This window comes from Spiroplasma endosymbiont of Nephrotoma flavescens, from assembly GCF_964030835.1.
Classification (GTDB): Bacteria; Bacillota_I; Bacilli_A; order Mycoplasmatales; family Nriv7; genus Nriv7.
On the sequence record NZ_OZ034982.1, the window covers coordinates 510,582 to 533,582 of the forward strand.

Annotated in this window: 25 protein-coding genes; 7 read left to right on the forward strand and 18 right to left on the reverse strand. The window is 24.8% G+C overall.

All coding sequences use genetic code 4. The features are described 5' to 3' along the window. The first annotated feature begins 9 nt into the window (after positions 1-9). Both AAHN02_RS03055 and AAHN02_RS03060 read left to right on the forward strand, forming a co-directional pair. The gene (locus AAHN02_RS03055) at positions 10-159 is read left to right on the forward strand and encodes a helix-turn-helix domain-containing protein (protein WP_342277390.1); all 150 of its coding nucleotides are present in this window, start codon (positions 10-12) and stop codon (positions 157-159) included. Positions 160-249: 90 nt separating this feature from the next. After that, entirely contained in the window at positions 250-1,194 is a 945-nt protein-coding gene (locus AAHN02_RS03060) for an IS30 family transposase (RefSeq protein WP_342277391.1), read from the forward strand. On the opposite strand, the gene AAHN02_RS03065 is transcribed toward AAHN02_RS03060, so the two are convergent. The 4 genes from AAHN02_RS03065 to AAHN02_RS03085 form a co-directional block, all read right to left on the reverse strand. Beyond that, positions 1,191-1,433 carry a helix-turn-helix domain-containing protein gene (locus AAHN02_RS03065; RefSeq protein ID WP_342277269.1) on the reverse strand — a complete coding sequence of 81 codons (243 nt, stop codon included), beginning with the start codon at positions 1,431-1,433 and terminating at the stop codon, positions 1,191-1,193. The genes AAHN02_RS03060 and AAHN02_RS03065 overlap by 4 nt on opposite strands. Before the next feature lie 90 nt (positions 1,434-1,523). Further along, positions 1,524-2,354, reverse strand: a complete 831-nt coding sequence (locus tag AAHN02_RS03070) for an IS30 family transposase (RefSeq protein WP_342278138.1) — start codon at positions 2,352-2,354, stop codon at positions 1,524-1,526. Between the two features lie 90 nt (positions 2,355-2,444). Continuing rightward, positions 2,445-3,026 carry an IS30 family transposase gene (locus tag AAHN02_RS06410; protein ID WP_425289506.1) on the reverse strand — a complete coding sequence of 194 codons (582 nt, stop codon included), beginning with the start codon at positions 3,024-3,026 and terminating at the stop codon, positions 2,445-2,447. A 36-nt stretch (positions 3,027-3,062) separates the two neighbouring features. Further along, on the reverse strand, positions 3,063-3,185 hold the full coding sequence (locus tag AAHN02_RS03085) for a helix-turn-helix domain-containing protein (RefSeq protein ID WP_342278141.1): 123 nt from the start codon (positions 3,183-3,185) through the stop codon (positions 3,063-3,065). A gap of 226 nt (positions 3,186-3,411) precedes the next feature. On the opposite strand from AAHN02_RS03085, the gene eno reads away from it, so the two are divergent. From eno to AAHN02_RS03105, 4 genes are all read left to right on the forward strand, one after another. Further along, the gene (gene eno / locus AAHN02_RS03090; protein ID WP_342278142.1) at positions 3,412-4,722 is read left to right on the forward strand and encodes a phosphopyruvate hydratase; all 1,311 of its coding nucleotides are present in this window, start codon (positions 3,412-3,414) and stop codon (positions 4,720-4,722) included. Between the two features lie 305 nt (positions 4,723-5,027). Then, complete coding sequence (gene pfkA, locus AAHN02_RS03095; protein ID WP_342189813.1) at positions 5,028-5,957, forward strand: 6-phosphofructokinase; 930 nt, start codon at positions 5,028-5,030, stop codon at positions 5,955-5,957. A 47-nt stretch (positions 5,958-6,004) separates the two neighbouring features. Then, on the forward strand, positions 6,005-6,967 hold the full coding sequence (locus AAHN02_RS03100; RefSeq protein ID WP_342278143.1) for an ABC transporter ATP-binding protein: 963 nt from the start codon (positions 6,005-6,007) through the stop codon (positions 6,965-6,967). Then, positions 6,967-8,367 (forward strand): hypothetical protein, encoded by a 1,401-nt coding sequence (locus tag AAHN02_RS03105; protein ID WP_342278144.1) that lies wholly within the window; start codon positions 6,967-6,969, stop codon positions 8,365-8,367. Before AAHN02_RS03100 ends, AAHN02_RS03105 begins: the two co-directional genes overlap by 1 nt. On the opposite strand, the gene AAHN02_RS03110 is transcribed toward AAHN02_RS03105, so the two are convergent. The 11 genes from AAHN02_RS03110 to AAHN02_RS03160 all read right to left on the reverse strand — a co-directional run bounded on the left by AAHN02_RS03110 (position 8,308) and on the right by AAHN02_RS03160 (position 19,115). Next, positions 8,308-9,387: an SGNH/GDSL hydrolase family protein gene (locus AAHN02_RS03110; RefSeq protein WP_342278145.1), complete on the reverse strand. Its 1,080-nt coding sequence runs from the start codon at positions 9,385-9,387 to the stop codon at positions 8,308-8,310. The two genes, AAHN02_RS03105 and AAHN02_RS03110, sit on opposite strands and share 60 nt — an antisense overlap. A gap of 501 nt (positions 9,388-9,888) precedes the next feature. After that, a complete protein-coding gene (locus AAHN02_RS03115) occupies positions 9,889-10,653 on the reverse strand; it encodes an SGNH/GDSL hydrolase family protein (RefSeq protein WP_342278146.1) in 765 nt (254 codons plus the stop codon). A gap of 201 nt (positions 10,654-10,854) precedes the next feature. Then, the gene (locus tag AAHN02_RS03120; protein ID WP_342278147.1) at positions 10,855-11,724 is read right to left on the reverse strand and encodes a hypothetical protein; all 870 of its coding nucleotides are present in this window, start codon (positions 11,722-11,724) and stop codon (positions 10,855-10,857) included. 49 nt (positions 11,725-11,773) lie between these two features. Next, entirely contained in the window at positions 11,774-11,992 is a 219-nt protein-coding gene (locus AAHN02_RS03125; RefSeq protein WP_342278148.1) for a hypothetical protein, read from the reverse strand. A 36-nt stretch (positions 11,993-12,028) separates the two neighbouring features. After that, positions 12,029-14,197 (reverse strand): SF1B family DNA helicase RecD2, encoded by a 2,169-nt coding sequence (gene recD2, locus AAHN02_RS03130; RefSeq protein ID WP_342278149.1) that lies wholly within the window; start codon positions 14,195-14,197, stop codon positions 12,029-12,031. Between the two features lie 29 nt (positions 14,198-14,226). Continuing rightward, positions 14,227-14,703 (reverse strand): dual specificity protein phosphatase, encoded by a 477-nt coding sequence (locus tag AAHN02_RS03135; RefSeq protein WP_338967917.1) that lies wholly within the window; start codon positions 14,701-14,703, stop codon positions 14,227-14,229. 2 nt (positions 14,704-14,705) lie between these two features. Beyond that, positions 14,706-15,506 (reverse strand): hypothetical protein, encoded by an 801-nt coding sequence (locus AAHN02_RS03140; RefSeq protein ID WP_342278150.1) that lies wholly within the window; start codon positions 15,504-15,506, stop codon positions 14,706-14,708. Continuing rightward, on the reverse strand, positions 15,499-16,176 hold the full coding sequence (gene mtnN / locus AAHN02_RS03145) for a 5'-methylthioadenosine/S-adenosylhomocysteine nucleosidase (protein WP_342278182.1): 678 nt from the start codon (positions 16,174-16,176) through the stop codon (positions 15,499-15,501). Before mtnN ends, AAHN02_RS03140 begins: the two co-directional genes overlap by 8 nt. A gap of 36 nt (positions 16,177-16,212) precedes the next feature. Continuing rightward, positions 16,213-16,995, reverse strand: a complete 783-nt coding sequence (locus AAHN02_RS03150; protein ID WP_342278151.1) for a hypothetical protein — start codon at positions 16,993-16,995, stop codon at positions 16,213-16,215. A gap of 43 nt (positions 16,996-17,038) precedes the next feature. Next, positions 17,039-18,127, reverse strand: a complete 1,089-nt coding sequence (locus AAHN02_RS03155; RefSeq protein WP_342278152.1) for a nicotinate-nucleotide adenylyltransferase — start codon at positions 18,125-18,127, stop codon at positions 17,039-17,041. Positions 18,128-18,170: 43 nt separating this feature from the next. Further along, positions 18,171-19,115: an IS30 family transposase gene (locus tag AAHN02_RS03160; RefSeq protein WP_342277599.1), complete on the reverse strand. Its 945-nt coding sequence runs from the start codon at positions 19,113-19,115 to the stop codon at positions 18,171-18,173. 58 nt (positions 19,116-19,173) lie between these two features. On the opposite strand from AAHN02_RS03160, the gene AAHN02_RS03165 reads away from it, so the two are divergent. Beyond that, positions 19,174-19,395, forward strand: coding sequence for a hypothetical protein (locus tag AAHN02_RS03165; protein ID WP_342278153.1), 222 nt, complete (start codon positions 19,174-19,176; stop codon positions 19,393-19,395). 180 nt (positions 19,396-19,575) lie between these two features. Here the strand turns inward: AAHN02_RS03165 and AAHN02_RS03170 are convergent, their stop codons facing one another. The 3 genes from AAHN02_RS03170 to AAHN02_RS03180 all read right to left on the reverse strand — a co-directional run bounded on the left by AAHN02_RS03170 (position 19,576) and on the right by AAHN02_RS03180 (position 22,442). Continuing rightward, positions 19,576-20,715, reverse strand: a complete 1,140-nt coding sequence (locus AAHN02_RS03170; RefSeq protein ID WP_342278154.1) for a DEAD/DEAH box helicase — start codon at positions 20,713-20,715, stop codon at positions 19,576-19,578. 351 nt (positions 20,716-21,066) lie between these two features. After that, on the reverse strand, positions 21,067-21,315 hold the full coding sequence (locus AAHN02_RS03175) for a Vmc-like lipoprotein signal peptide domain-containing protein (protein WP_342278155.1): 249 nt from the start codon (positions 21,313-21,315) through the stop codon (positions 21,067-21,069). A gap of 182 nt (positions 21,316-21,497) precedes the next feature. Then, positions 21,498-22,442 (reverse strand): IS30 family transposase, encoded by a 945-nt coding sequence (locus AAHN02_RS03180; protein WP_342278156.1) that lies wholly within the window; start codon positions 22,440-22,442, stop codon positions 21,498-21,500. Positions 22,443-23,001 lie beyond the last annotated feature (559 nt).

The following is a 23,001-nucleotide window of genomic DNA, read 5'->3' on the forward strand; positions in this document are numbered from 1 at the left end:
AGTTTTTATATGGGATACAAACATCTTGGCATAGATGAAAGAATTTATATTGAGAATCAATTGAAATTTAAAGTAAAAATTAGTGAAATAGCTAAAAATCTTAATCGAAGTATTAGTACTATTAATCGAGAAGTTAATAGAGCTGAATTATACTTGTAAGTGCAAGTAAATAAAATTGCAAAAGATTTCATATAAAAATTTCATGATGCTAAGTTTATTTTAGAAAAAGTAAATTTAAGGAGTTTTTATATGGGATACAAACATCTTGGCATAGATGAAAGAATTTATATTGAGAATCAATTGAAATTTAAAGTAAAAATTAGTGAAATAGCTAAAAATCTTAATCGAAGTATTAGTACTATTAATCGAGAAGTTAATAGAAATAAAGATAATAATCATTATTTTTCATTAATTGCACAAAATAAAGCAGAAAATAGAAAACAATTACATGTTTATTTTCATAAATTTAAAAATAGAGAATTAGTAAAATATGTACAACAAAAATTATTATTAGGTTGATCGCCTGAACAAATTTATGGCAGAATTAAAAATTTTCATCAAGAATGAATTATTAGTTTTAAAACAATTTACAATTGAATTTATTCTGGATTACTTGAAAAGGTTACTAGTAAAAATTTAAGAAGAAAAGGTAAGAAACGAAAATCTCAAGAAAATCGGGGTAAATTTAATGGTAAATCCATTAAAGAACGAAATGTTAATAATCGCATAACTCTTGGCCATTGAGAAGGTGATACTGTAGTATCATCACGAGGTAAAAGTAAATCATGTTTAATAACTTTAGTTGAAAGAACATCAAGATTTACTTTAGCAATATTAGTTGAAAATAGAACTACTAAAGTTATTAACAAAAATATTAGTCATTATTTATCAATTCTTCCAAATAATCTTGTTAAGACTATAACATTTGATAGGGGTAAAGAATTTACTAATTGACAACAACTTGAAAAAAATTTAAATGTGAAAATTTATTTTGCTGATGCATATTCACCTTGACAAAGAGGTACTAATGAAAATACTAATGGTTTAATTAGAGAAAAATTTCCTAAAAAATTTAATTTTTCAAACACTACTAAAAATGCAGTTCATAAATTTATATTGTCTTTAAACCAAAGACCAAGAAAAATACTAAATTATCTTTCGCCAATCGAATATTTGGTTAGAAAAATAATTTAGTTGCACTTAACTTTACAATTTGGCTTATGAAAATAAACATGTAATTGTTTTCTATTTTCTGCTTTATTTTGTGCAATTAATGAAAAATAATGATTATTATCTTTATTTCTATTAACTTCTCGATTAATAGTACTAATACTTCGATTAAGATTTTTAGCTATTTCACTAATTTTTACTTTAAATTTCAATTGATTCTCAATATAAATTCTTTCATCTATGCCAAGATGTTTGTATCCCATATAAAAACTCCTTAAATTTACTTTTTCTAAAATAAACTTAGCATCATGAAATTTTTATATGAAATCTTTTGCAATTTTATTTACTTGCACTTACAAGTATAATTCAGCAAATTTTTTTCTAATTAAACCATTAGTATTTTCATTAGTACCTCTTTGTCAAGGTGAATATGCATCAGCAAAATAAATTTTCACATTTAAATTTTTTTCAAGTTGTTGTCAATTAGCAAATTCTTTACCCCTATCAAATGTTATAGTCTTAACAAGATTATTTGGAAGAATTGATAAATAATGACTAATATTTTTGTTAATAACTTTAGTAGTTCTATTTTCAACTAATATTACTAAAGTAAATCTTGATGTTCTTTCAACTAAAGTTATTAAACATGATTTACTTTTACCTTGTGATGATACTACAGTATCACCTTCTCAATGGCCAAGAGTTATGCGATTATTAACATTTCGTTCTTTAATGGATTTACCATTAAATTTACCCCGATTTTCTTGAGATTTTCGTTTCTTACCTTTTCTTCTTAAATTTTTACTAGTAACCTTTTCAAGTAATCCAGAATAAATTCAATTGTAAATTGTTTTAAAACTAATAATTCATTCTTGATGAAAATTTTTAATTCTGCCATAAATTTGTTCAGGCGATCAACCTAATAATAATTTTTGTTGTACATATTTTACTAATTCTCTATTTTTAAATTTATGAAAATAAACATGTAATTGTTTTCTATTTTCTGCTTTATTTTGTGCAATTAATGAAAAATAATGATTATTATCTTTATTTCTATTAACTTCTCGATTAATAGTACTAATACTTCGATTAAGATTTTTAGCTATTTCACTAATTTTTACTTTAAATTTCAATTGATTCTCAATATAAATTCTTTCATCTATGCCAAGATGTTTGTATCCCATATAAAAACTCCTTAAATTTACTTTTTCTAAAATAAACTTAGCATCATGAAATTTTTATATGAAATCTTTTGCAATTTTATTTACTTGCACTTACAAGTATAATTCAGCATTTTTTTCAAGTTGTTGTCAATTAGCAAATTCTTTACCCCTATCAAATGTTATAGTCTTAACAAGATTATTTGGAAGAATTGATAAATAATGACTAATATTTTTGTTAATAACTTTAGTAGTTCTATTTTCAACTAATATTACTAAAGTAAATCTTGATGTTCTTTCAACTAAAGTTATTAAACATGATTTACTTTTACCTCGTGATGATACTACAGTATCACCTTCTCAATGGCCAAGAGTTATGCGATTATTAACATTTCGTTCTTTAATGGATTTACCATTAAATTTACCCCGATTTTCTTGAGATTTTCGTTTCTTACCTTTTCTTCTTAAATTTTTACTAGTAACCTTTTCAAGTAATCCAGAATAAATTCAATTGTAAATTGTTTTAAAACTAATAATTCATTCTTGATGAAAATTTTTAATTCTGCCATAAATTTGTTCAGGCGATCAACCTAATAATAATTTTTGTTGTACATATTTTATTAATTCTCTATTTTTAAATTTATGAAAATAAACATGTAATTGTTTTCTATTTTCTGCTTTATTTTGTGCAATTAATGAAAAATAATGATTATTATCTTTATTTCTATTAACTTATCGATTAATAGTACTAATACTTCGATTAAGATTTTTAGCTATTTCACTAATTTTTACTTTAAATTTCAATTGATTCTCAATATAAATTCTTTCATCTATGCCAAGATGTTTGTATCCCATATAAAAACTCCTTAAATTTACTTTTTCTAAAATAAACTTAGCATCATGAAATTTTTATATGAAATCTTTTGCAATTTTATTTACTTGCACTTACAAGTATAATTCAGCTTTTTTAAAAAATACCTAAGAAAACTAAACGCGACCACAATCATATTTTCTGTGTGTCTTTGTCTAGTTTTTGCTATAATATATAATATATATCTCATTTAGAGGAGGATAGTAATAGATGTCAAGAATTACAGATGTAAGAGCAATAGAAGTTTTAGATTCTCGTGGTAATCCCACAATTCAAGTGGAAGTGTGAAGTCAATTTGGTTACGGCAAAGCCTTGGTTCCGTCAGGGGCATCCACAGGTGAATTAGAAGCTTTAGAATTAAGAGATAACGATGAAAAGCGATATATGGGTAAAGGTGTTTTAAAAGCTGTTGCTAACATTAATAAAATGATTCGTGAAAAAGTAGTAGGAATGGATGTTACTAATCAACTTTTAGTTGATCAAGTGATGATTAAATTAGATGGTACAGATAATAAAGAAAAATTAGGAGCTAATGCGATTTTAGGAGTATCAATGGCAGTTATGCGTGCAGGTGCTGATGAAGTAGGTTTACCATTATATCAATATATTGGTGGTATTAGTGCTAGAAAATTACCAGTACCAATGTTAAACATTATTAATGGTGGAGAACATGCAGACAACACAATTGATTTTCAAGAGTTTATGATTATGCCGGTTAGTGCTCCTGATTTTAAAGAAGCAATTAGAATGGCAGCAGAAGTATTTCATACTTTAAAGAAAATTTTACACGATGCTGGTGATACTACTTCTGTTGGTGATGAAGGTGGATTTGCTCCAAATTTAGATAATGAAGGTGCATTAGATGTTATTGTTAAAGCAATTGAAACAGCAGGATATAAAGCTGGTACAGATATTAAAATTGCAATGGATTGTGCTTCTAGCGAACTATATGATAAAGAACGAAAAATTTATGTCTTTAAAAAACTAAGCAAAAAAAGTGGCAAAGTTGTTGAAAAAACTACTGATGAAATGATTTCGTATTTAGAACAGTTAGTTAATAAATATCCGATTATTTCTATTGAAGATGGACTATCAGAACATGATTGAGATGGTTTTGTTAAATTAACAGAAAAATTAGGTAATAAAGTCCAAATTATGGGAGATGATATTTTTGTAACTAATCCTAAAATAACAAAAGAAGGTATTGAAAAGCAAGCGGCTAACTCAATTTTAATTAAAGTAAATCAAATTGGAACAATGAGTGAAACGATTGCGACGATTCAAATGGCGCAAAAAGCTAATTGAACAACAGTTGTATCACATCGTTCAGGTGAAACTGAGGATACAACTATTGCTGATTTAGCGGTCGCTTTAAACACTGGACAAATTAAAACTGGTTCAATGTCAAGAACCGATCGGATTGCTAAATATAATCGTCTCTTAACGATTGCACATGAATTAGGTGCTACTGGTGAATATGATGGAATGGAAACATTTTATAACTTAACAAAAAAATCTTAAAATCTTAAAACCTTTAAATATCTCCTAGTTAATTGGGAGATATTTTTTATTTAAAAATATTATTTCTTTAATTAGATTAGAAACGATTTTCACTCTATTCTTGCTATTGTAGTAGTAAAGGAGGTTTAACGATAAAATTAAAATTTTATTAAGGATACCTTTTTAAAAAATAACAAATTAATAGTATAGTCCCCAACTAATTAATTATTAAGGAGACAAATAGCACTTTAATAAATTAGTATATTGTGGAGAATATATTTTTGCTATAATTAAAATACTAAATATTTAGAAGGGATAAATTAAAAATGGCAAAATTGATGAAGAAAGTTGCGATATTAACTTCTGGTGGCGATGCGCCAGGAATGAACAATACGGTGGCGCAAATAATTAAAAAAGCAATAGCAAATAATATTCTGCCTTACATTGTTAGGGATGGTTATGAAGGTTTAACACAAGGTTGAATTGAAGAAACTAATGAAGACTTTGCGAGAAAAATTGTTAATCGTGGGGGAACAGCGATTGGTACTTCCCGTTATCCTGAATTTGCAAAGGAAGAAGTAAGACAACGAGCGATTAATAATTTAAAACAATTAGAAATTAATAATTTAATTGTTATTGGTGGTGATGGTAGTTATCAAGGTGCTAATAAATTAGTAGCAATGGGATTAAATTGTATTGGTTTGCCAGGAACAATAGATAATGATGTTGTATCAAGTGATTTTACTATTGGTTTTGATACGGCATTAAATACCGTTATTGAAGCAATTGACCGTGTTCGCGATACTAATGAATCTCATAATCGTTGTGGAATTATTGAAGTTATGGGTCGTTATTGTGGAGATATTGCGATGCTGGCGGGAATTGGTAGTGGTGTGGAAATTATTAGTACATCAGAAAATAAATTGACAGAAGAAGAAATTATTCAGCAAACTAAAAAATGTTATGAGAAAAAGTATCGTTCGGTAATTATTCTTGTAACGGAAAAACTGTATGATGTTCATCAATTGGCGAAAGAAGTTGAAAAAGGTAGTGGTTATGTTACGCGAGCAACAGTCTTAGGACATATTCAAAGAGGCGGTATGCCAACAGCAATGGATCGCTATTTAGCAACAATTTTAGGAACTGAAGCTATTAAGCAATTAATTGCTGGCAATACAGGGATTTGTATTGGATTAAGTGGAAATGGTTTACAAAGTTATTCTTTTACTAAAGCATTAGCAATGAAACGAAAATAAGCTGGTCGTATTCATCATTAGTCATAAAATATACAAGGAGTAAATTAATGGAAAATAATAATTATGCAATTTCTATTAGTGGATTAACCAAAAGGTTTAAAAAACAAGTTGCTGTTAATAACATTACTATTAAAGTAAAAAGTGGTAAAATTCATGGTTTTATTGGACCTAATGGTAGTGGAAAAACAACAACAATTAAATGTTTAATCGGTTCAATTATTCCTAATAGTGGTGAAATACAAATTGATGGTAAAGATGCTACGCTGTCTGTAGCTAAAGAAGTTTTAGGATATATTCCTGAAAATGCTCGTTTTCCAATGCACTTATCAACATATAAATATTTAACTTGAATGAGTTTTTTACGAGGAAACGATTGAAAAAAAAGTAAAAAGGAAGCTAAAGCATCATTAGAACAATTAAATTTATGAAAGTTTCAACGAAAAAATCCTAATAGTTTTTCTTCTGGAATGAAAAAAAAGGTATTATTAGCACAAGCTCTTATTTCTAATCCTAAAATATTAATTTTAGATGAACCAGCAGCTAATTTAGATCCAACAGCAAGAATGGAATTATTTGATGAATTAATTAAACTTCGTGATATGGGAAAAAGCATTTTGATTTCATCACATATTTTATTAGAGTTACAAAATATTATTGATGAAGTTACAATTTTAAATCATGGTAATGTTATTTACAGTGATATCATTCAAACTAAAAAACAAAATTTATATATGTTTGATCCTTTAAAACCAGAATTGTTTATTAAAGTATTAAAAAAAGCTGGTTATGATGTTCAAATAATGAATGAAAAAATTGTGGTGCAAATTAAAAATGATCAAGAATTGTTAAATATTAGTGAATTAGCGCTTGAACATAAAATTTTAATTAAATCAACACAACCGTATACAACAGACTTAACTGAGTTGTATGAACAAATTATTAAAAATGATCAACAATCAGAAATTGTGTCTAGTTATAAAAACAGTAATAAAAAGGAAGGTAAGAAGTAATGCCGATTAAAACTCAAAAAGTAACAAGTAAAAACTATAAATTTAGTTTTAGAGCGCCAATTTTGCTTTATATTTTAAATAAAATTATTAAAGCAATTTCATCTTGAGTTTTTCTAATTATTGGTTTAATAATTCCTTTAGCGATTGTCGGTTCATTATCTTATTTTTTAAATATGCGTTTAGAAACTGTTTCTAACATTACTACTGATGTGATAAGAGCAGAATATGTTTCTTTAAATAATCAAATAATTACTATTTTATATGGTTTTTTTATTAGTTTTTTAATTTTATTAAGTTATTCTAAAGCATCACAAATTTTTCGTGATGAAATTAGTGATGGAACATTATTAATTTTTAATACTTTACCAATGACAAGAACAAGACTTGTTACAGAAAAAATCTTAGCATTTCACATTACAATTATAACTTATATAATTATTTGTTTAGGATTGCCAATTTTAATAACACCATTATTTTTTAAAGTTTTACCATTTATTTTTATGGGTCAATTTGCTAAAAATATTTTTATTTTAATTGGAGTTTTAATATTATTGCAGTTTTTAATTTCTAGTCCTGCTTTATTATTGTCATTAGTTTTTTCTTCAAAAGTTTTAATATTATTTGCTGCTTTATTTCTTGGTTTAATTCAAATTTTTGGTTTAGTTGATACATTTATAAGTCCGATGGCTGCTGGTTCAAATTTATTTCAAAGACAATCAGAATGAGATGAAGACTTTAAGTTAATTCCTGATTTTAGGAAATTACTTTTATTAAGTGATGTTGAATTAGAAAAATCAGGATTTAATGAATGAAAAAATGCAATTAATAAATATGCACAAGACAATGGTGGTGAAGTTGGATATAATTATTTTGATTATTCAATAGAACCGTGAAAAGAAACAAATTTTCAATTAGCAGTGGATAATACAAATAATATTAGTAACCCATATAACATTAATTATAAACAAATGTTTAATATCATTTTGAAATATAAAATATTTAATAAAATTACGAGAGTATGAGATGATAGTCAAGAATTTAATAAGGTTATGGGATATTGGTTTGCAATCAAATTTGATGAATGAAGAAAATTATTAGGTCAGAAGATACCACCATTTACTGTTACGATGGGGAAAATAGCTACTGCAATTTCATATTTAAATGTTGTTAAACATTGACAGTTATTAGTGTCACCAGCCTTGAATGATAATAATATAAATAAGATTAATACTAACAAGAATATTGGATTTGTAAAAAATGCTGATAGTTCATATTCATATCGTCCTGATATTACAAGAGAAATTATTAATATTCCTGGTGCTTATGTTTTCTATATTCTTTTAACTATTGGTGTCATTTTTGGAACCTGATGGGTGTTTAAAAATAAAGATTTTACTTAATTTATTACTTTTAAATTGATTAATATTAATAATAAAAATAGTTCTTATACAATATGTGTAAGAACTATTTTTTAAATTATTAAATTCAACAATAATGTCACCTTTATTTTTCTTTACTCGTTCTAAAAATCCATCTAATTCTAATTTTGAGCAACCCTTTTTAGTTTCTTTACCCGCTAATAAAAAATTATTTGCTATCTTTTTAAATGTTGTAAATAAATCATATAATTTAACATAGTTAGCAAAATCTTTATTCACTTTATTAACCATTATTGCTAATTTTTGATTATATTTTTTAATAACTTCAGTAGTAATTAATGGCCGTTCTTTAATTATAGGAGTATCAGCAATGTCTGGTAAATTACCAATAACTATTCTTTGAGCATTAGAAGCAATTAAACGACGCAAATTTTCTTCTTGTCTTTGAACCACATTATCAATTAATGCATCATCAATTTTATCCACTCATACAAAATCATTAGCTCCCAAAATAATAACAACTAAATCATTACTTTTAATTTTGTGCTGTGTTAATAATGCTGTTGTTTGCTTTGTTAAAGAAATTTTACTTTGTAATAAATTACCAAACTTATTATTACTAGTACCAGCAATTACTTGGGCAGCACCAGTAGAATAATTGTTGCCTAATTGTTGGAATTTTCACCCTAAAAAACTAATTTTAAATTCCGCAAGAAAAGCTGGTGATAAAGATAAATTTAACTTATTAGCTAAGACTTCAACAGCTACGGGTCCATTACTAAAAGAATTGCCATAAAATGGCGGTTGAAATTCTACTCTTTCAATTCCTGTTAAAAAACTAGGGATTTTACCTAACATTGTATTAACTAAATCTACTAATGCACCATTATCCGATAAACTGTCGCCTAAAGCATAAATTTGATTATATTTTGTTTGATTTTTTGTTTGATTTTCAGTATTATGGTTTTGTAAATTAATTGGAGTTGTTATTAATGAAGTCAGTAAAAATAAACTTAATAAACTTTTAGAATTATTTAACATTATAATTCACTCCTTTACATATAAAATAATAAGATCCAAAAAAAATGATAAGTTATCAATATAGTCGTTAATAAGTTAAAATCTTAACTTAATTAATCTTTTTTTGAGAATCACAACCTTTATGAGAAGATTTTATATTTATTTTTTAGGATGCTTATTACTTAAAGTGATTATATCAAATTTATTTAAAATATTTATAAATATAAAATAAAATTGCCCTATATAAAATATAGAGCAATTAAGATATGACAGTAAGTTATGCTATCACCAATTAACTAAATTAAATAGTTCTAATCCTAATTGATAATGAGCATTTTTTGTAGGATGAACTTGATCAAAAAAAAGAAATTCATCAATATTGTTAATATTACAATAATTATTAAATTCAACTTCAAAATTTCCCTTTGCTAATTTAACTTTTTCAAAAAGATGATCAACATCTAAGTTTGAACAACTCTTATAGATTTCTTTCCCTTGTTTTAAAAAGTTACTAGTGACTTTTTAAAACAAGGCATAAATATCATATAGTTTAACAGTTTGATAATATTTATGATTAACTTTTTCAATCATTAATTTTAATTTTTCATTATATATTTTGATTTTTTTATTAGAAAGCATTACTTTTTCTTTTGCCATCGGAATCATAGATACATCTGGTAAATTACCAATAACTATTCTTTGAGCATTAGAATTAATTAAACGATTAATATTATTTTCTTGCGTTAAAACAATTTCATCCAGCATTTTATCAGTAATATTTGTATTTCATAAAACATCATTACCGCCCATAATAATAACAATTAAATCATCGCTTTGAAGTTGATGTTGTTGTAATAATGCTGTTGTTTGATAAGTTAAAGAAATTTTTGTTTGTAAAAAACTTCTAAACTTACTATAGTTATCTGTTCCAATTACTTGTGCTCCTGATGTTGCATAATTATTACCTGATTTTTCAAAGGTTCATCCTAAAAAAAGCATTTTAAATTCATTAAATCATGCTGGTATTAAAGATAAACCTCCTAATTTATTAGCTAAAACTTCAACAGCAACGGGTCCATTACTAAAAGAATTATTATAATATGGTGATTTAAAGGCAATTTCTTTGATTCCCACATAGCTTTTTAAAAAACCGGGAACTTTTCCTAACATTTGATTTGCTAATCCTACTAATGAACCATTATCTGACAAACTATCTCCTAAAACATACAATTGATGATATTTATTATTTTGTTGCAGATTAATTTGGTATTTTATGGAAGTTAACATTAGTAAAAAGGATAAAAATAAAAATTTTAATAAATTACTTTTTTGAACTAAAACTATGCTCCTTTTAAATATAAAATTTTTTCATACAAAATAAATTAGGTTTATTATCAACCATTGCCTATATAATTCACCTTCTTTTAATATTTGTTATTTTAATTATACCAAATATTAAAAATGACATGAAAATTAATATCACAAATTTTAAATTAATTTTGCTTTTCAAAACTTATTAAGAACATTTTCTACTAAACTTAATTTATTATTTTCTTTCGCTGTAAAGAAAAATGGCGATGCTGTTGTTAATGCATACAGATAATCATCAACTACTTCTAATATTATAATTAAATTACTATTAAAATTATCAAATTCATAAAAACTACCGTTAGGATTAATTTTAAATATAACCCCAGCAAAATTACTAGCATAAAAATTATTATTATAAAATACTAAATTTCTAATTTCCGCGAGCAAGTTAAAAAAAAGATTAAAATTACCAGTACTGTCACTTTTCAAAACTTCACCATTTTGGAGAGCAATATAGATATTGTTATTAACAAAAATCATATCATTAATGTTTTTATCAAAATTACTTAATTCAGTAAAATTACCAACTGTGCTTTCTTTAAAGAGTTTACTGCTACTTATTCCATAATTTACACCAACATATAAACTATTATTAAAAGAACCTATTCTGATAATTTTAGCACCACTATCAGGCACACTAAATATTTCTTCAAAAGTATTAGAATCTTTTACTAAAAAAACTTTCCCCTTATCAGTACCTAAATAAAAATTATTATTATGAACAGCAAGACTTCAAATCATTCCACCAGTTCAATTGGTTAACTCTTGAAAGTTACCACTTTGGTCACCTTTTAGAATTCTGTTATGTAAAAATACATAAAAACTACCATTACTATAACTAAAAGTTGGAATTGTTTGCGCTGGACTTCCAAAATTAGCAATTTCAGTAAACGGACTAATAAGACTCATTAGTAATGGTTTACTAGTACCAGTTCAATACTTTTCATCATTCCCAACAGAAATAGTTACTCATATATCCCCTTTCACTTGTAAATTACTACTAATATCATTAGTTGCTTCACTATCAGCAAAATATTTAAATTTTTGCCTTAGTAGAAAGGGGGCGCTTAATAAATTGTTCTTCTTTAATAATCTCTTGTTGTAGTTTATTATATTGATTATTTGATTGATAAATAATTGCTTGTAAACTATTTAAAGTGCTTAAATCTTTAACACTTAAAGAACAAGCACTAATAATATTAAGAACTTGTATTAATCAAAAAAAGATAACTATTAGCGATACATTCTTTTTCATAATATCCCTCACTTTTCACTTATTAGATGATATCATTTATGATGATATTTTACCACTATGGATTATTTTATTTTCCATTAATCTTTTAACTAATGTTGTAATTCGTGGTTTTTCTAATGAATTAACAGCTTTAATAAAAATATTTTTTTGACCTAAAAGATATAATTTCTTTTGACAGCGAGTAATCGCCGTATAAATAAGATTTCTTTTTAACATATATGTTGCACTATTGTCAATAATCATTATTACAAACGGATATTCACTACCTTGTGATTTATGAACAGAAATAGCATAAGCTAAAATAAGATTATTCAACTCCTGATGCTGATATTCAATAATTCTTTGCTCATAACGAATAATAATAACTTGTTTATTTTGTTCATTAGTAATAATGTTATCAATAATCCCAATATCACCATTATAAATATCTTTTTCACTATCATTTTTAGTTTGCATTACTTTATCACCAACACGAAAAATAGTTGTTGCAATTTTAATTTGCATTTTATCTTTACAAAAAGGATTATAGGCTTCTTGCAATATTTCATTAATTGCATTAATGCCACAACGACCATTATACATTGAAGCAAGAACCTGAACTTCAAAGATATTGCTTTCATTAACTAATTGTAAAAATATCTTTGCCAAATTTTCTAAAAGTTGCTGGATTTGATAATATTCAATAAATTGAACTTCATTACTATTAGTAAATTCATAACTAAAATTATTTTGTTGCATTTGATATGCTAAATTAATAATTTCTGATTTTTCAAGTTGACGATAGACTTTCTGTAAACTAATAATATTTAAATGTAATACTTGTAATAAATCTCCTAAAACATTGCCACTACCAACAGAAGTTAATTGATTGTTATCACCAACTAAAACTAATTTATGTAAATTAGGGCTAGCAACTAATAAATTATTAAATAAAATTGTATCAACCATACTCATCTCATCAACAACAATTAAATCAAAATTTAATGGTTCAGTTTCATTATGATTAAATTTATTGTGATGCAAATCTCATTTTAATAATTTATGAATTGTTATTGCTTCAACATTAGTTTGCTCCTTTAATCGTTTAGCGGCTCTTCCTGTGGGTGCACAAATCGCAACGGTATTATGAGGATAATGTTTTTGATATAAAGCAATAATTCCTTTAATTAAAGTTGTTTTTCCTGTCCCCGGTCCACCATTAATAATGGTTAAATTTTTTTGACTAAATTTTAATAATGCTAATTGTTGTTCGTTATTATAACTAATATTATTTTCTTGTTCAATAATATGAATATCTTGAATAATAACAGCATCATTAATATTATTATCTAATTTTTGTAATTGATTTAAATATTTAGCAATAAAAATTTCACTATAATAAATTTCTATATCATAAAAATTATTATTATCAACGATAATTTTATTTTCATTAATAGCTTGCATTACTACTTGATTAATTAATTTTTCATCTAAAATACTATACTTCATAAGTTGTTTTAAAATTATATTAACTGAAAAATAACTATGTCCTGTCTTAAAGGACTCTTGACGAATAATATATCTTAATGCATATACTAAACGCGAAACATTATTAAGATTAATTTCTAACACTCTAGCGAGTTGGTCAGCTTTATGAAAAGTTCAAAATTCACATTGATCACTTAACACATAAGGATTAACTTTTATTAATTCTAAAAGTTTTTCTCCATATTGGGCTTGTAACTTATGCAATAAATCAAAAGATAACTGAGCTCGTGAAAATCATTGTGTTAATTGATGATCATTTTTTTGTTTTTTAATTTGTTCATAAATAATTTGTGCCTGATTTTTTTTAATACCAATATTAAATAAAATCTTAGCATCACAATAAATCTTATTTAAAACATCATCTTGTAAACAATCAATAATCTTTTGAGCTGTAGTTTTACCAATTGTCGGAAATAATGGTGACGACAAATACTTCACTAAATATTCATTGTCTTCAATAATTACTGTTTCATATTGTTCAACTTGAAATTGTTTACCATACTTTGGATGACTAACAAATTGCCCTTGTAATTCATATAACTGCTCAGGTTGTAAATTAAATAAATAACCTTTAACAAAAATATAACGATTAATACTATTATGTAACAAAAACTTACAAATTATAAAACCATTAGTTTCAAAAACAATTGTTTTTAAATAGCCTTTAATTTTTTCCATTATGTTCTCCTTAATTACTAAAAAAGATTTTACTTATTTTTTAAATCATTATAAGGAAACTCATGATTCAAATAATGTCAATAAGCTGGGTTCGGATTAGCACGAGAATAATTTTTTTTAAATTGTTTTCAAGCACTATGAAAGTTATCTTGTGATAAATGGTTATTAATAACTAAATAAATAAAGACTAATGAAGCACTACGATTAACTCCTCAAACACAATGAACGAAAACATTTTTTTCCTGTTTAAGATGTTCATCAATAAAATTTAAACCTGCTTTTAAAACTTTTTTGTCTAAGGTACCAATTTCTGGATAATCTAACAAATTTAAATATAATTCTTTTTTATCATCGCTTAAATATACTTGTTCTGATTGGTCATCAAGATTAGGGATTTTTTGAGCAAAAAAATCACTCGCAGCACTAACGATAAATTCACAAAATGCTGGTTTTGACTGATAATCTCCTAGATATAAATAATTAATAATTTTACGATAATTTTTCATTTTTATCTCCTTTTTCTTTTATGTTTCATATCATAACGATAATTAAAAATATACACATAAAATCATACTAAAAATAATAATAAAATAGTAAAAATAATCATAAAGAAAATAAAAGTAAATATACCATCAAAATTAATAAAAGAAACTTCTTGATTATATGAAAGAAATGGATAATTATAAATCTTAATCCAATCAATTTTACCATTAGTAGTAAATAAATCTGGGTGTTTATTATGATCTAATAAGCGTAATGCGCCCCGAACTAAAATAAACATTAAATAAATTAAGGGATATAAAATAATAATTCATAACTTTCAACGAAAAAAATTTCTTGAATAGATTATATCTTCATAACTAATAATCACAATGTAAATAATTAACAGTAAAGGAATAATACCATTTTGAAACGCAATAATAATTCAATGTCAACCTTTAATAGTATACGGTGTAGATATTAATACTCATGGAAAAATAATTATTCAATAAACTAATAAAGTAAATGATGCATAAACAGAAAAAGCAATCTTGGCCGTTGGTTTAGTTCACCTTGTTAATCCTTCATTACGATAAAAGACTAACGCATTAACAAAATATGCTAAAATTAAAATATTTACTTGCACCACAAAAAAACTTAAATAATTACCACTCCGACCATTAGTAGGGGTTTCATCAAAAGCTGTTCCTTGATAATCAAATAAAGCTATCAAATAACCAATTACCAAAACAACAATACATAAACTAATAGCAATAACTTTATATATTGTTCTTCAAGTTAATAAACCCAAAATATAATGTTTAACCATTATCTTCAATTCTCCCTTTACTAATAATGTCAGTAACTAATTTCAATGTTATTTTTGCCAACTTCCGACTAATATTGTCTAAACTCTTATTAAACTGATTAATATTTTTTAATTGATGATAAACATTATCGGAAACTGCTTTTAAAACTAAGATGGGACATTGTTGTAAATATGCTACTTGACAAATAGCTGCACATTCCATATCAACAATTGTTACTTTCTTACCAACATTTTCTTGAATTATTTGTGCTTGTGATACACTATTAATAAAACTATCACCTGTAGCAAGATTAGTTATCATAATATTATTATTTTTACTAAATTTTTTTCAAGGTTCATAAATACAATTATATGCTTGTGGCAATTTTGGTAATTGTCCATATTTATAATCAAATGCTGTTAAATCAACATCATAATAAAAGACTTGTTGAACTAAAAATAATGAACTAATTTTTATTTCTTCACTAATAGCACCAACACTACCAATATTAATTAATAAATCTAAATTATAATTTTGTAACAAATGATAAGTATTAATAGCACTATTAACTTTTCCAATACCACTTTCAGTAATAATAATTTGGTGGTCAAGATAATTTCATACAACTAAATTCTCACTAATATCTGTTTTTTTAGCAATTTTACTTAATTCCTTATTTAAAATTGTTAACTCTTGGCTCCATTGCCGCTATAATTCCAATTATCATTATCTGCGCACCATTTTAGAATGACGATATTGTCTTTTTTCAAAAATAACATTATTTAATGAAATAAATAAATAAGTTAACCCTGTAATTAATATAAATATAAATAAAAATGTTACCGTAATTGTTGCAATACCATAAGTATAATGATGATAGTTTAAAAATCAATAAGGATATTCTAAATCAAAACTTTCTAAGGGAAATTTCTCATAAAGACTATCAATAAATGAATTTTGATGGCGAAGTTCACCACGGACCATTATAAACAAAAAATAAAAAAATGGATAAATATAAACTTTATATAATGATTGACGATTAAATCTTCGTAAATCATAATGAAATTTACCTGACATTCAAAAAAAATAAATAAGCATTCCTATCGGAATAATAAAATGTAAAAATGCGGTAAAAATTCAACCTTTAAGGTCATATGTAGTTTTATTAACAATTCCTGGTAATAAACCAGCCGTAAAAACTATTGAAGTAACAACAATATATACCGTAACAAATAAACGAATCAAAAAGGAATGGATGTCTAGTTTTTGATAAGTAAAATGAAAATATGCCACAAAATAAAAATAAATAATAACAATTATATTAGTTTGTTGCGTAAAAAAAGAAATAAAAATTGTTCCTTTATCAGTATATAATAAATCATATTTTGCTAAATAAGAATGGAAAAATAAATAATCAATAAAATCTCAAATTAAAACAATTGTACCAACAATAGCAAAAATCAATGTATAAAAACCTTTAACTGAAAAACTACGACTAATTTTTTTCATTTTTATTCTCCTTACAATTAATTATATAATTAGCTATCATAATTTAAAAAAATTTTTTATAAACTTTTTCAATTTCTTGACCAATATTATCAATACCATTTTTATTAACTACTTCTAAATAATGATAATAAAAAATTTTTTTAAAAGCTTCATCAAGATTCGTAAAGGCTAATTTTCGTAAATTATCAATATGAGGATAATTTCTTTCAAAAGAAATTTTATCAGCAATAAAAATAATTTTATCTAAATTACTCATTGTAACAGCAGCAGTAGTATGATTACTAATTGCTAATAAAATTTCTTTATCATTAAAACCTAAATGATGTTCTAAATATAATGCTCCTGTTTTTGAATGTCAAGTTGGTACGGGTTCACTTAAAAATTGTGGTAAATACTGTTGTAAATATTGCTGATGTTGAGCATCTTCTCATTGTTTAGTTATATCGTGATAAACACCTGCTATTTCGGCTTTTAAACAATTAACTTGATAATGATTCGCTAATTGTTTTGCCATTGTTCCTACATTTAAACAATGAAGATAACGAGTTTTATCCATATGTAATAACAAACGATCAGCAATATAAAGTAAATTATCATTAATATATGCTAAAACTTTAGAATCAATTGTTGTTATCATTCCTTGGCGAATTTTAGTTGAACTAATATTAGCAAAAAGTGGTTGTAAAATAATTTTATTATATGATTGTAATATTTTTTCATTTAAAAGATATTCGGCTCTTTGAGCAATAACAAAAATAACTTTAGTTTTTAAAATCGCAATATTATGTCAGCGCTGCAAATTATTAGCTTGATCAGAACCAATAATAATATAATATTGATGATTAAAACCATATTTTTCTTGTAAAGATATTACCGTATCAATCGTATAGGAAATGCCTTGACGATCTACCTCACAAGTTTCTAACTTCATTCAAGGATATTTACTAATGACAAGATTAATCATTTTAATCCGATGAAGGGAATTAGTTAATTGGCGTTTTTTTAAAGGTGAACAATATGCAGGAACAATTAAAAGCATATCAGCTTTTAATTGTTCATAAGCTTGAAGCATAATTTCTTTATGTTGATTATGAATAGGATCAAAACTCCCACCAAAAATAATAATTTTCATCTTATTCCTTTCTGATATAGCCAAATTGTAAAGTTAAGTGCAACTAAATTATTTTTCTAACCAAATATTCGATTGGCGAAAGATAATTTAGTATTTTTCTTGGTCTTTGGTTTAAAGACAATATAAATTTATGAACTGCATTTTTAGTAGTGTTTGAAAAATTAAATTTTTTAGGAAATTTTTCTCTAATTAAACCATTAGTATTTTCATTAGTACCTCTTTGTCAAGGTGAATATGCATCAGCAAAATAAATTTTCACATTTAAATTTTTTTCAAGTTGTTGTCAATTAGCAAATTCTTTACCCCTATCAAATGTTATAGTCTTAACAAGATTATTTGGAAGAATTGATAAATAATGACTAATATTTTTGTTAATAACTTTAGTAGTTCTATTTTCAACTAATATTGCTAAAGTAAATCTTGATGTTCTTTCAACTAAAGTTATTAAACATGATTTACTTTTACCTCGTGATGATACTACAGTATCACCTTCTCAATGGCCAAGAGTTATGCGATTATTAACATTTCGTTCTTTAATGGATTTACCATTAAATTTACCCCGATTTTCTTGAGATTTTCGTTTCTTACCTTTTCTTCTTAAATTTTTACTAGTAACCTTTTCAAGTAATCCAGAATAAATTCAATTGTAAATTGTTTTAAAACTAATAATTCATTCTTGATGAAAATTTTTAATTCTGCCATAAATTTGTTCAGGCGATCAACCTAATAATAATTTTTGTTGTACATATTTTACTAATTCTCTATTTTTAAATTTATGAAAATAAACATGTAATTGTTTTCTATTTTCTGCTTTATTTTGTGCAATTAATGAAAAATAATGATTATTATCTTTATTTCTATTAACTTCTCGATTAATAGTACTAATATTTCGATTAAGATTTTTAGCTATTTCACTAATTTTTACTTTAAATTTCAATTGATTCTCAATATAAATTCTTTCATCTATGCCAAGATGTTTGTATCCCATATAAAAACTCCTTAAATTTACTTTTTCTAAAATAAACTTAGCATCATGAAATTTTTATATGAAATCTTTTGCAATTTTATTTACTTGCACTTACAAGTATAATTCAGCAAACAAATTAAATGTATTACATTATATTAATGAAAATATTAATTCAGAAATAGAAATCAGAAAAGAAATATATAAAAAGTCATTATGAAATAAATATAATAATAAAAATGATGATAGTTGAATTAATTATAAAGGTAATGCTATAACAAATAAATATAATAGATTTAAGTAAGCAAAAATATTAGTTAAAATTTAATAAAATTAATAATTTTTCATTGTGTAAAAATTCAATAATATGATAAAATGGTAATGAATAAAAATGACAATAACAAGAAAGGCAGGGTTAGTTTAGTAATTAAATAATATATAATTAGCTGATTGTTTTACTTCTTCAAAGCAATACCTAAGAAAACTAAACGTGACCCCTTCTCTTTGTTGGTTTCTTAACTTTTTCATTTCATAATGTAAAATTAATTCCCTTTTTAGTTAAATATGCAATTCCCTCTTCATCTGACGAATCATAAAATAAATAAGAATATCCATGATATTTTCCTCTCCCTGTTCTTCCTGCACGATGAAAATAATATGTTAAATCATACGGTAAATTTAATGAAATAATATGTGAAACTCCTGGTAAATCAATACCTCTTGAAGCAATATCAGAGCAAACAACAAATTTAAATTCAAGATTATTAATTCGTTTTAGCATTTTAATGCGTTCACGCGATTTTAAACTACTATGAATTTGTCCGACTTTAATATTTTGTTCTTGTAACAAATCAAGAACTTGGTCCATATCTTCTTTTTTATTAACAAAAATTAAACATAAAAATGGATCAACTGTTGTTAAAAGATTTTTCAAAATTTCAATCCGATTACGATATCGGGTTTTAACTAAAAAATGTTCAATATTTGTTTGAATTTTATAATCACTTAAATCAAAAATTGTCGTATTTTTTAAATATTTCTTTAAAAAATTTTGTAATTCATTATTAATAGTTGCTGAAAATACCATAAATTGTGTATTTGAAGCAAGTTTCGATAATAAAAAATCTATTTCATTAACAAAATCTAAATCAAAAACCATATCCACTTCATCCAAAACAACCATCTTACTAGTAGTTAAAGCTAACGCTTGTTCATCAATCATTCGCTTTAATCTTGTTGGTGTTCCAATAACTAAATGCGGATAATTAGTATTAAACTTTTGCTTTTGTTGCTCTAAATCTTGACCACCAATTAAATTAGCAATTTTCAAATTAGGATTATTTTTAATAAATTTTTGACTAACATTATATATTTGCACCGCTAACTCTCTTGTTGGTACAATTATAATTGCTTGCGTCTTGTTAATCGTTGGATTAATTTTACTTAAAATTGCTAATAAATAACCAACAGTTTTCCCAGTTCCTGTATTGGCACTAACAATAACATTTTGTCCCTTAACCATTAAAGGCAACATTTTCTTTTGAATATTTGTTGGAGCAACAAATTTTAATGAATCAATTGTTGCTAACACTTCATTACTTAAACCAATATCTTGAAATCTCATTACTACCACCTCTAAATAGTTTTATTAAAACTATTATTTTTTTCAAATCAGAAATAATTATACCACAAAAATAAAACCGCAGAGAATTTACCCTACCTATCGTTCATTAAGAAATCACAATATATTTTTATAAATTAATTAACTAGTTGTTGCAATTGGTAAATTAACTGGTATTAAATTAGTTAATATACCATTTATTTTTCTGTATCCAATAATTCTAATTTTTGCAAATTTTGAAGTTGTTAAATCATAAGGTTGTGTAATAATCTTATCATTTACAAAAATTCAAACTCCGATATCAAAATCATTTTCAGTTAAAGCATTATTAATTTTTGTAAGTTCTTTAAAAACTTATGGTTTTAATGCATTTTTTACTTCAGTTAAATCAACTTTGAAAGGATTTTTAGCAATAATCTTTGTTGGTGATTCAATTGAACTAATACTATAAATTCCTTTTTCAATTTCTTTTGATTTATTGTCATTATTGCAAGAAACAACAATACTTAAAATAGTTACGCTTAAAATTATTACTCCTAATAAACTAAATAATTTTTTCAATTTTTTACCCTCATTTTTATTTTTTATTAATATAATTGACATTATATGTATGCAAAGATATTTAAATTAATCAAAAGCAAATTAAACTATCAACACTTCTCTCACCAAATTTCAGTCTGTTAATCTTTTTAATTTGGAATTTAATTATAAAATATTTCTCAAACTTTCAATAAAAATGATTTTTCTTAACTTCTTTTTTTGCCAAATTGTAAAGTTAAGTGCAACTAAATTATTTTTCTAACCAAATATTCGATTGGTGAAAGATAATTTAGTATTTTTCTTGGTCTTTGGTTTAAAGACAATATAAATTTATGAACTGCATTTTTAGTAGTGTTTGAAAAATTAAATTTTTTAGGAAATTTTTCTCTAATTAAACCATTAGTATTTTCATTAGTACCTCTTTGTCAAGGTGAATATGTATCAGCAAAATAAATTTTCACATTTAAATTTTTTTCAAGTTGTTGTCAATTAGTAAATTCTTTACCCCTATCAAATGTTATAGTCTTAACAAGATTATTTGGAAGAATTGATAAATAATGACTAATATTTTTGTTAATAACTTTAGTAGTTCTATTTTCAACTAATATTGTTAAAGTAAATCTTGATGTTCTTTCAACTAAAGTTATTAAACATGATTTACTTTTACCTCGTGATGATACTACAGTATCACCTTCTCAATGGCCAAGAGTTATGCGATTATTAACATTTCGTTCTTTAATGGATTTACCATTAAATTTACCCCGATTTTCTTGAGATTTTCGTTTCTTACCTTTTCTTCTTAAATTTTTACTAGTAACCTTTTCAAGTAATCCAGAATAAATTCAATTGTAAATTGTTTTAAAACTAATAATTCATTCTTGATGAAAATTTTTAATTCTGCCATAAATTTGTTCAGGCGATCAATCTAATAATAATTTTTGTTGTACATATTTTACTAATTCTCTATTTTTAAATTTATGAAAATAAACATGTAATTGTTTTCTATTTTCTGCTTTATTTTGTGCAATTAATGAAAAATAATGATTATTATCTTTATTTCTATTAACTTCTCGATTAATAGTACTAATACTTCGATTAAGATTTTTAGCTATTTCACTAATTTTTACTTTAAATTTCAATTGATTCTCAATATAAATTCTTTCATTTATGCCAAGATGTTTGTATCCCATATAAAAACTCCTTAAATTTACTTTTTCTAAAATAAACTTAGCATCATGAAATTTTTATATGAAATCTTTTGCAATTTTATTTACTTGCACTTACAAGTATAATTCAGCGATTTTTTAGAAGCATCTGGTTTAAATGAAGCAATTAGAAAAAATGTTGTCAGAAAAGATAGTACGCCACATAGTAATATTGAAAGTATTTCTGGTCCTTTAATTCCTTCTAATAATGAAATTAAAAGTTTAGTTAAAAATTATTTAGTAAGCAAAGAAGTAGCAGTTATTAATAAAGAAATAAAAGAAGAATCATTACAACAGGGCGCATAAAGTTTTGTTAGGTGGGTAAAGATTTGAATAAGTATTAAGGCAGTCAGCAATGATTGTCTTTTTATTTTATAAGGTGTTAAAAATTTGTTCTTTGAAAATTAAATACAAGTGAATTAATAATGTTGGTATGTATTAAAGCACGATAAATTGTGGGTGGTCGCCATAACCAAAAGAAGTTTACCAGTTAATAGATAACATCCTATTAGCTATAGCAATTTGTTTCGTTTTGCAATAAAAA